The 10638-nt window shown below is 45.0% G+C and carries 7 protein-coding genes; all 7 read left to right on the top strand.

Translation table 11 applies throughout. The features are described from left to right. The first annotated feature begins 253 nt into the window (after positions 1–253). The 7 genes from EI161_RS11445 to mmsB all read left to right on the top strand — a co-directional run bounded on the left by EI161_RS11445 (position 254) and on the right by mmsB (position 10550). Positions 254–1912, top strand: coding sequence for a fatty acid--CoA ligase (locus EI161_RS11445; protein ID WP_192529593.1), 1659 nt, complete (start codon positions 254–256; stop codon positions 1910–1912). Between the two features lie 225 nt (positions 1913–2137). Continuing rightward, positions 2138–4210 (top strand): propionate--CoA ligase, encoded by a 2073-nt coding sequence (locus tag EI161_RS11450; protein ID WP_192529594.1) that lies wholly within the window; start codon positions 2138–2140, stop codon positions 4208–4210. Positions 4211–4499: 289 nt separating this feature from the next. Then, a complete protein-coding gene (locus tag EI161_RS11455) occupies positions 4500–5984 on the top strand; it encodes a CoA-acylating methylmalonate-semialdehyde dehydrogenase (RefSeq protein WP_192529595.1) in 1485 nt (494 codons plus the stop codon). 186 nt (positions 5985–6170) lie between these two features. Then, positions 6171–7331, top strand: coding sequence for an acyl-CoA dehydrogenase family protein (locus tag EI161_RS11460; RefSeq protein ID WP_192529596.1), 1161 nt, complete (start codon positions 6171–6173; stop codon positions 7329–7331). Positions 7332–7411: 80 nt separating this feature from the next. Next, complete coding sequence (locus tag EI161_RS11465) at positions 7412–8194, top strand: enoyl-CoA hydratase (RefSeq protein WP_192529597.1); 783 nt, start codon at positions 7412–7414, stop codon at positions 8192–8194. A 60-nt stretch (positions 8195–8254) separates the two neighbouring features. After that, positions 8255–9487, top strand: coding sequence for an enoyl-CoA hydratase/isomerase family protein (locus EI161_RS11470; protein ID WP_192523850.1), 1233 nt, complete (start codon positions 8255–8257; stop codon positions 9485–9487). 127 nt (positions 9488–9614) lie between these two features. Beyond that, positions 9615–10550, top strand: a complete 936-nt coding sequence (gene mmsB / locus EI161_RS11475) for a 3-hydroxyisobutyrate dehydrogenase (RefSeq protein ID WP_192529598.1) — start codon at positions 9615–9617, stop codon at positions 10548–10550. The last annotated feature ends 88 nt before the right edge of the window (positions 10551–10638 follow it).

A 10638-nucleotide genomic window follows, 5' to 3' on the forward strand; every position in this document is an offset into this window, starting at 1 on the left:
CGTCACTTGGTTTACCAGGTAGAATGTCTTTAATTCTCTCCCATTGGTCATCACGTAGGGCATGTCGTCTTGTCATAGTCATTGAGCTCAAATTCCTAAATACGATCTAAGTATAGCTTATTCTGAAATATCTATGCTAATTGATGACACGCCCTAGGTAATAAGGCTGAATAATAAGGCTAAACGATAATAAAGCGATGCGCTATAAAAGCCATTGGAATTAATTAAAATAACCCACAAGGACGTCAGATTTATGTCAAATATTTATCATAGCGCACCCTCTGCATACGATTATCCTTTAATCGTAAAGCAACTACTGAACCGTGCCAAAACAGTGTCGCTCGATCAAGAGATTGTTTATGCCGACAAAAAACGCCTCACTTATAAAGACTTATTTAATCGTATTAATCGTTTGGCGAATGTTTTAGAAAATCTGAATCTTGCTGCTGGTGATGTGGTGGCAGTCATGGATTGGGACAGTAACCGATATCTTGAGTCGTACTTTGCGGTACCGATGTCAGAATATATTTTGCAGACGGTTAATATTCGCCTGTCACCAGAAAAAATCCTCTATACCATCAACCATGCTAAACCCAAAGTGCTGATGCTGAATTCTGAGTTTGCGCCATTGGTCAAAAACTATCAGTTTGAAAACTCAAGCATTGAGCATATTATTTGGCTTGATGATAATGGTGCGTCGTACGAAGGCGTATTCGGTGGCAACCAAAACCGCGTAGTAGGAGAGTATGAAGCGTTATTAGAAGCTGCTGATGACAGTTTTGATTTCCCAGACTTTGATGAAAATACCATTGCTACCACCTTTTATACCTCAGGCACCACAGGCGATCCAAAAGGTGTGTTTTTTAGCCATCGTCAATTGGTGTTACACAGCTTGGCGGAAGCGGCGACCCTTGGTATGTTACCCAATAAGCAGGGTGTCAGTTATGGTGATGTTTATATGCCGATGACGCCAATGTTCCACGTTCATGCATGGGGTTTTCCGTTTACCGCGACCATGACTGGTTTAAAGCAAGTCTATCCGGGTCGTTATGCGCCTGATGTATTGATGGATTTGATTATCAATGAAAAGGTAAGTATTACCCATTGTGTACCGACGATTTTGCAGATGGTACTTAAAGAAGCGCAGGATCGTGGCGCCAGTTTTAATGGTTTAAAAATGATTATTGGCGGCTCAAAATTGACCGAAGGTTTGGCAAAGGCTGCCATGGCGCAAGATATCGAAGTTTACACCGGCTACGGTATGTCTGAGACAGCGCCGCTCATTAGTTTGACTGAGTTCAGCCTCAATGAGCCTGAGATGTCTGAGGAAGAAGATATTGCTCGTCGTTGTATGACAGGTAAGCCGGTACTAATGGTTGACGCCCAAATATGGAATACTAGCAATGAGCCGGTTGGTACGGGTAAAGACAATACCGGTGAGCTGGTATTACGAGCGCCTTGGTTGACCCAAAGCTACCTTAAAAATGACGATGCCGGTAAAGAGCTGTGGGAAAGTGGCTATATGCATACCCAAGATATCGCTTATGTACGCCCTGACGGCTATATTAAAATTACCGATCGTCTCAAAGACGTGATTAAGTCGGGTGGCGAATGGATATCTTCATTAGAGATTGAGACGATTCTATCGCTGCATCCATCGGTGGCTGACGTATCGGTGATTGGTATTCGCGATGAACAGTGGGGCGAGCGTCCATTAGCATTGGTAGTGCTCAAACCAGAATGTCAGGATACCAAAGCCGAGGATATCAAAGCACTGGCTGAGCAGGCTGTGACACGCGGTATTATTCCTAAGTATGGTGTACCAAGTCAGTTTAAGTTTGTCGATGAGCTACCAAAGACTTCTGTCGGTAAACACGACAAAAAAGTGATGCGTGAGATGTATGATAAATAGACCTGAGATTGAGGACACGCCCTAGATAGGTCTAATTATTTTGTATTATGGGCTAAGAAGATTACACGCTTAATAGTTGACCTTTACCATTAGCTCTGTTACATTTTAAACCGATACGTTGTGTATCGGTTTATTATTTCTGGCAAGGATTGCCAGTTATATATTATGATATTATCTAATAAGGCCGTATTGCATCACCCATCGTTTACGCTAAGGACAGCCATTATGAGCGAGCAAACTATTAAGCAAAGCAGCAGCCAAGCTGTTAATCAAAACCCTAATCAGGCATCTGATCCAACCTCTCAAACATCATCTGATACTAGCCAAAATTTTGCCGATATATATCATGATTCAATCAATAATCGTGAGGATTTTTGGGCGCAGCAAGCTAAGCGTATCTACTGGCATAAAGCGCCTGAGCAAATCCTTGATGACAGCAATCTGCCTTTCGCTAGATGGTTTGTCGGTGGCGAGACCAATCTTTGCTATAACTGTGTTGATCGTCATCTTGAAGAACGCGCAGAGCAAGATGCTTTTATTTGGTTATCATCAGAGATTAATCAAGAACTGATAGAAACCTTTCCAACCGTCGTTGATGCCTTTAATGACTTGGGCAATAACGTTGAGCTATATACGGACTATACCAAGCGCCGCCTGACCTATAATGATCTTTATAAAGAAGTTAATTACTTTGCCGATGTATTGCAACGTCAGGGTATTCAAAAAGGCGATCGCGTCATTATTTATATGCCAATGATTTTAGAGGCGGCATATGCGATGCTCGCGTGTGCGCGCATTGGTGCGGTGCATTCAGTGGTATTTGGCGGATTTGCCGCGCATAATTTAGCCATTCGTATGGATGATGCCGAAGCAAAAATGGTCATAACCGTCGATGCAGGTCTGCGTGGTGGCAAAGTCATTAATTATAAAAGCCTAGTCAACCAAGGTGTTGAGCAAGCTACGGTCAAGCCTGAACATGTGATGGTGGTCAACCGCGGTATTTTACCCTTTGAGCGAAAAGATATTGATGTCGATTATGCCACTGAACGCCGAATCAGCTGCGACGCCAATGCTATTGTTGAGCCAGTTTGGCTAGAGTCCAATACACCTTCGTATCTGCTCTATACTTCAGGTACGACTGGTACGCCAAAAGGGGTACAGCGTGACACCGGCGGTCATGCGGTGGCACTGACTACGTCGATGGATTATATCTACGATGGTAAAGCGGGCGAGACTTTTTGGGCGATATCCGATATCGGCTGGGCCGTTGGGCACTCTTATACCATTTATGCGCCATTGCTCGCTGGCATGACCAGTGTTATGTATGAAGGTTTGCCGCATCGACCAAATCCAGGAATTTGGTGGCGAATTGTAGAAGCCAATAAGGTCAATATTCTATTCACCGCACCGACTGGTGTGCGTATGCTCAAAAAGCAAGATGAAACGTGGATGACGCGCTACGATGTTTCTAGTTTGAAATCATTCTTTTTGGCAGGTGAGCCACTTGATGAATCGACTGCCGGTTGGCTAACCAAGCATTTGGGTGTGCCAATTTTAGATCATTATTGGCAGACTGAATCAGGCTGGCCTATTTTAAGCAATACGCCTAAATTCAATGATAAGCCGCACAAACAAGGCTCACCCGGTTATCCAATGTATGGCTACGATGCCCAAGTAATTAATGAAGAAACTGGCGAGGCGTGTGCTGCTGGCGAAAAAGGTTTGCTGGCGATTCGTGCGCCATTACCACCCGGTTGCTTGACCACAGTTTGGCGTAATGATAAGCGTTTTATCGACAGCTATTTTAGCCTAACGGACAGCAATCAATATTCAACGTCAGACTATGCCGTCGTTGATGAGGATGGTTACTTCCATATTCTTGGTCGTACTGATGATGTCATTAACGTCGCGGGTCATCGACTCGGCACCCAGGAAATTGAAGAAGCGATTAGTACCCATCCCCAGATGGCAGAATGTGCTGTTGTGGGTATTCAAGATGAATTAAAAGGCGAGCTGCCCATCGCGTTTTGTGTCCTAAAAGACCACGAACAGGTCGCGACCACCGAAAACCGCTTCCGTATCGAGCAGCAAGTGATTGGCGCTGTAGTCAAGTCTCTTGGCGGTATTGCAAGACCAGCAGCGATTTACTTTCCGCAAGCACTGCCAAAAACTCGCTCTGGCAAAATCCTACGCCGTGCTATTCGCGCTTTGGCAGAAGGCAAGGAGACAGGCGATATGTCAACGCTTGACAATCCCGTAGCGATTGATGCTATTAAAAAGTCTATGAAAGACTATTGATAAGCTAAACTTTTATCATTATCTTATTTCAGTAAAGAAAAGCTCATGAACAACCATGGGCTTTTTTTATTTCTTAATTAAGTATAATTTTAATTGATTCACATAAACCTTGATAAAAGTTAGATAAACGCTTGACCCTAAAATTGGTTTATTGTTATAGTCAATAACGATACGAAATAAATCATTTTAAAATTAAAAGTTATTGATGAAAACTTATGGTTTTTACTCACTCTTAAGAATATAAAGACACCGTTAAATGGTAGTCTTGCAAACAAGATAAGGATATCTTATGCAACATGTTAAACAGCTCATCAATGGTCAATTCGTTGATTCTAATACTAACGAATGGATTGATATTACTGATCCAGCCACTCAAGAAGTTATCGCTAAAGTCCCGCAAACGACTGATGATGAAATAAACCAAGCCGTTGCTGCGGCCCAAACCGCTTTTCAAACCTGGCGCAAAACGCCCATTACCACCCGTGCCCGCATCTTTTTGAAGTATCAGGCCCTGATTCGTGAGCACATGGACGAGCTGGCAGAAATTTTGACCGCAGAGCAGGGCAAAACCATTGCCGATGCGCGTGGTGATGTATTCCGTGGTTTAGAAGTGGTCGAGCATGCTGCAGGCATTGCCAACTTGCAAATTGGTGATTTTGTAGAAAATGTCGCCTCAGGCGTTGATACTTATAGTATTTGGCAACCGCTTGGTGTTTGTGCTGGTATCACCCCGTTTAACTTCCCAGCGATGATTCCACTTTGGATGTTCCCAATGGCAATTGCCACGGGTAATACTTTTATCCTAAAACCATCTGAACAAGATCCCATGGTCACCATGCGTCTGGTAGAGCTTGCCATCGAAGCGGGTGTCCCTGAAGGGGTGCTTAACGTGGTGCATGGCGGCAAAGCAACCGTCGATGCAATTTGTGACCATCCAGATATTAAGGCCGTGTCATTCGTTGGCTCTACTAACGTCGGCAAACACGTCTATGAGCGTGCCAGTCAAGCAGGTAAGCGTGCACAGTGTATGATGGGCGCTAAAAACCATGGCGTTATCTTACCTGATGCTAATAAAGAGCAAACACTCAATCAGCTAGCAGGTGCCGCATTTGGTGCTGCCGGTCAACGTTGTATGGCGCTGTCTGTCGTTGTTCTTGTCGGTGCCGCTGGTGAATGGATTGATGACATCAAAGCCAAAGCAGAAGGCTTAATCGTCTCAGCGGGTAAACATGATAAAGACTTAGGTCCGCTAATTTCGCCTGCCGCAAAAGCGCGTGTTGAGCATTTGATTGGTACAGGGGTAGAAGAAGGGGCAAGCTTGTTGCTTGATGGTCGGGGTATTACCGTTGAGGGCTATGAGAAAGGCAACTTTGTAGGGCCAACCATCTTTGATAACGTCACCGCAGACATGCAGATTTATAAAGAAGAAATCTTTGGTCCTGTATTATGTATTATGCGCGCCAATAGCTTAGATGAAGCGATTGAGCTGCTCAATGCCAATCCACATGGCAATGGCACGGCAATCTTTACCCAATCAGGGGCTGCCGCGCATAAATTCCAACAAGATGTACAGGTCGGTCAAATCGGTATTAACTTGCCGATTCCTGTGCCACTGCCGATGTTCTCATTCTCAGGCTCGCGTGCCAGTAAGCTCGGTGATTTAGGTCCTTATGGTAAGCAAGCCGTTCAGTTTTATACGCAAACCAAGACTGTCACGGCGCGTTGGTTTGATGATGAGGCGAGCCGCGGCGTTAATACTACTATTTCAATCTAACGTTAATCATTTATATTGGCAGCGGAGCGACAATTTCGCTTAGGATTTTTTTAGGAAAAGCATGATTTTATGATTGTCGCTATGCCGCTGCTATACTGTAGATACAACACTGTATAAACCACATTAGATTGACGGCTTATAACGTTCTCTCCACCATATTTGCTATGCAAGCAGAAGGATGACCCTATGGATTTTTCATTGACCGATGACCAAATCGCCTTTCGTCAAACTGCCCGTCAGTTTGCGCAAAAAGAGCTAAAGCCAAACGCGGCTGAGTGGGATCGCACCTCACATTTTCCAATTGATGTGATTAAGAAATCAGGTGAGCTTGGTTTTTTGGGATTGTATACCAATCCAGAATATGATGGTTTGGGCTTGCCACGCTTAGATTCTGCTATGGTTTTTGAAGAGTTGGCATGGGGTGATACGGCTGTTGCTGCCTATCTGAGTATTCATAATATGGCTGGCTGGATGATTGGTGAATATGGTAGCGACGCGTTGTGCAAAAAATATTTGCCCAACATGGTCAGTGGTGAATGGCTTGGCAGCTATTGCTTAACCGAACCTAATGCTGGCTCTGATGCGGCTTCTCTACGTACTAAAGCCGATAAGCAAGGCGAGTATTACCTGCTTAATGGTGAAAAAACCTTTATCTCAGGGGCAGGTTCAACCGATGTGTTGGTGGTTATGGCACGTACGGGCGCTGCAGGACCCAAAGGCGTTTCAGCATTTGTGGTTGATGCCGACAGCGCTGGTATCGAATATGGCAAAAACGAGCATAAAATGGGCTGGAAAGCGCAGCCAACGCGTACCATTAGCTTTAAAGATGTCAAAGTGCCAGCAGAGAATCTCATTGGCGAAGAAGGCCAAGGCTTTCGTATCGCCATGAAGGGCTTAGATGGCGGTCGAATTAATATTGGGATTTGTGCAGTTGGTACCGCGCAAGCAGCACTTGAGACAGCGACCAATTATGTGCAAGAGCGCAGCCAGTTTGGTAGCCCAATTGCCAGCTTACAATCAGTACAGTTTAAGCTGGCTGATATGCTGACTCAAACTATTACCGCACGGCAAATGCTCTATCTAGCGGCTAATAAAGTCGATAATAAGGATGCGCAAGCTTCTACTTATTGTGCGATGGCCAAGCGATTATCGACTGATCTTTGTTTCGATGTCGCTAACGAAGCTCTACAGTTACACGGTGGTTATGGTTATCTAAACGAATATCCACTTGAGCGCCATGTCCGTGATTTACGCGTGCATCAAATTTTAGAAGGCACCAATGAAATCATGCGCGTGATTGTTTCACGTCAGCTGCTACAAGACGATGCGCTAAGTCAGTTACGCTAAGCAGTTTATATAAATAGATAATTTGCTTATTCGAATTTATCAATAAAGCGATTTTATAAAAATTATAATAAGGATGTTTTATGACGGATTACACCAACTTAAACTTATCGATTGACGGTCATACCGCCACACTCACACTCAATAACCCACCTGCCAACACTTGGACGATGGACAGTCTAAAGGCGCTTAAGCAATTGGTTGCTGATCTAAATGCTAATGATGATATTTATGCCTTAATCGTTCATGGCGATGGTGAAAAGTTCTTTTCAGCGGGTGCCGACTTGAACAATTTTGCCGACGGTGATAAAGGTCGCGCGATCAGTATGGCGATTGCTTTTGGCGAAGCGTTCGAAGCATTATCAGCCTATCGCGGCGTCAGTATCGCGGTTATCAACGGCTATGCGATGGGCGGTGGACTTGAATGTGCGCTGGCTTGTGATATTCGTATCGCAGAAGCGCATGCACAAATGGCATTGCCAGAGACTGGTGTGGGCTTATTACCATGCGCAGGCGGCACGCAAAATCTAACGGCTCTCGTCGGTGAAGGCTGGGCAAAGCGCATGATATTGTGCGGTGAGCGCGTCGATGCAGAGACCGCATTACGTATTAATTTAGTCGAAGAAGTCACGGCAAAAGGTGGCGGTTTATTAGTAGCACAAGCATTGGCACAAAAGGTCGCTAAGCAATCGCCGGTTGCCGTTAGCTATTCTAAAGCGCTTATCCAAGCGGCTAGAAACACACCGCCTGCGCAAAACCTTATCCATGAGCGCGAAGCTTTCGTTAAGCTGTTCGATACAGAAGATCAGCGCGAAGGTGTACAAGCCTTCTTAGAGAAGCGCAAACCAAATTGGCAAAATAAGTAAAGTTTACTGCTTTATTTTTAAGCATAATATTTTTTCATTTAATTTTTGTAGGTCACTTTTATGACAGCAGCTATAGAAGATACAGCACAAGACGCGCCAGTATTGTTTGAGTCGGAGCCGACAGATTGTGGGCACCTGATTGGGATAATGACACTAAATACACCCAAATCGCTCAATGCGTTAAGCGTTGAGATGTGTCAGTTATTATCGCAACAGTTAACGCAGTGGCAAAGTGATGATCAAATGGTAGCGGTTGTTTTAAAAGGCGCTGGCGATAAGGCATTTTGTGCAGGCGGAGATATCCGTAAGCTATACGACAGCATGTCTAGCAGTGCACCGCTACCGAATCCGTATGCCACAGAGTTTTTCGGTAATGAATATAACCTTTACCGACAAATGCATTTTTACTCTAAACCATTAATACTGTGGGGCGATGGCATCATTATGGGTGGTGGCATGGGGCTAATGGCGGGTTGTAGTCATCGTCTGGTCACTGAGCGTACCCGCTTTGCGATGCCTGAGATTACCATTGGCTTATTCCCTGATGCCTCCGGTAGCTGGTTCTTGCAGCGTATGCCTGCCAAAACAGGTTTATTCTTAGGGCTAACGGGTGCGATGTGTAATGGTAATGACGCACTATTGGCCAATCTTGCAGAGTATGCCGTTGCCAGTTCTGATTACGATGCCATTATACAGCGCTTAAAACAGAGTAATTGGCAATCGGGAGCTGATAGCACAGATAAAGGTCATAACAATAGCGCTCATAATATCGTCAGTCGCGCACTGGCAGCACAAACGGTAGCCGAATTGCCTGCTAGCAAATTAGCAGCCTACTGGCATCCGATTCAGCAGCTGATGAATAGTGGCGGTTTGAGTGACATTGATGCTTTGCTACAAAGTGATGAGGCGCTTGCACAGTTAGATAAAGATTTTGCTGCAGACAGCTGGACACAGCGAGCCGTGGCTACCTATCGACATGGCTGTCCGGTGACTGCTGCCTTGACCCATGCGCTTTATTATAAGGTTGCTGATTTATCGTTAGAGCAAGTGCTGTATCTAGAAACCAATGTCGCGGTACATTGTGCCGCTAATCCCGACTTTAAAGAAGGTGTGCGTGCGCTGTTAATTGACAAAGACCGCAATCCACAATGGTCGCGTTCGTTGGCAGAGTGCCTCAGCGCCGAAGGACAAGAATATATTGAGCAGCACTTTGTAAGTCCTTATGCCAAAGATGAGCATCCTTTTGGGGACTGGCTGGGCGATGAGTCGCTATGTAGTCAGCTCGTACGCTAAGAATAGAGTTTTGCGATTTACCATAACGATTAAATTTAAAAGTCTAGGGTGTGTCCTCACTTTAAAGAGAGCACGCCCTAAATAAATGCAGAATTAATAATACAATCAACCATCAAGGAATGATGAGATGAATACAAAGGATACGAATACCACTAATACTGATAAGCCAGATATCGCCTTCATTGGGCTTGGCAACATGGGCGCACCGATGGCGGAGAACTTATTAAAGGCAGGTTATGCGCTATCTGTCTATGATTTATCTGAAGAGGCAACCCAGCGTTTACAGCAATCAGGCGCTCGCGTTGCAGCCAGTCCAAAAGATGCGGCAAGCAATGCTCAAGTCGTCATTAGCATGTTGCCTGCTGGCACGCACGTTCATTCTGTTTATTTAGGCGATGAGGGCTCTGAAGGCTTATTGGCGCAGCTTCCTAAAGGCACGCTAGTGATTGATAGTAGTACCATCGCTGCGGCTGATGCAAGATTGGTAGCAGAGGCCGCCAGCAAATTAGGTATAGAGTTTTTAGATGCGCCAGTCTCTGGTGGTACGGGCGGCGCTATTGCAGGCAGCCTGACCTTTATCGTGGGGGGTAGCGAGGAGGGATTTGCCAAAGCCAAGCCGATATTAGGTGTGATGGGCAACAACATCTTTCATGCGGGCGAGCATGGCGCAGGACAGGTGGCAAAAATCTGTAATAACATGCTATTGGGTATCTTGATGGCAGGCACGGCAGAAGCGATTAATTTAGGTGTCAAAAATGGCTTAGACCCTAAAGTGTTGTCAGATATTATGCTGCAAAGTTCGGGTCGTAATTGGACATTAGAAGTCTATAACCCTTACCCGCAAGTGATGGAAAACGTACCTTCGAGTAACGGTTACCAAGGTGGATTTATGAGTAAATTGATGCAAAAAGATCTTAACCTTGCCATGCAAACCGCTAAAAATATCAATGTTGATACCCCTATGGGTGCTAGAGCCACTGAGCTTTATGACGCTCACGCGGTAGAGAATGGCGATAAAGACTTTTCTAGCATTATGGGGCTGCACGATAGCTCGCTACTATAGGGGCTGTATAGAATTCAAATCAGCGGCAGCCAGATAAAGACACAAGCGAGAATTACGGCAGCCTCATAGCTGGCTTTAAGCTTATCAT

The sequence above is a fragment of the Psychrobacter sp. FME5 genome (genome assembly GCF_014861375.1).
Lineage (GTDB): Bacteria > Pseudomonadota > Gammaproteobacteria > Pseudomonadales > Moraxellaceae > Psychrobacter.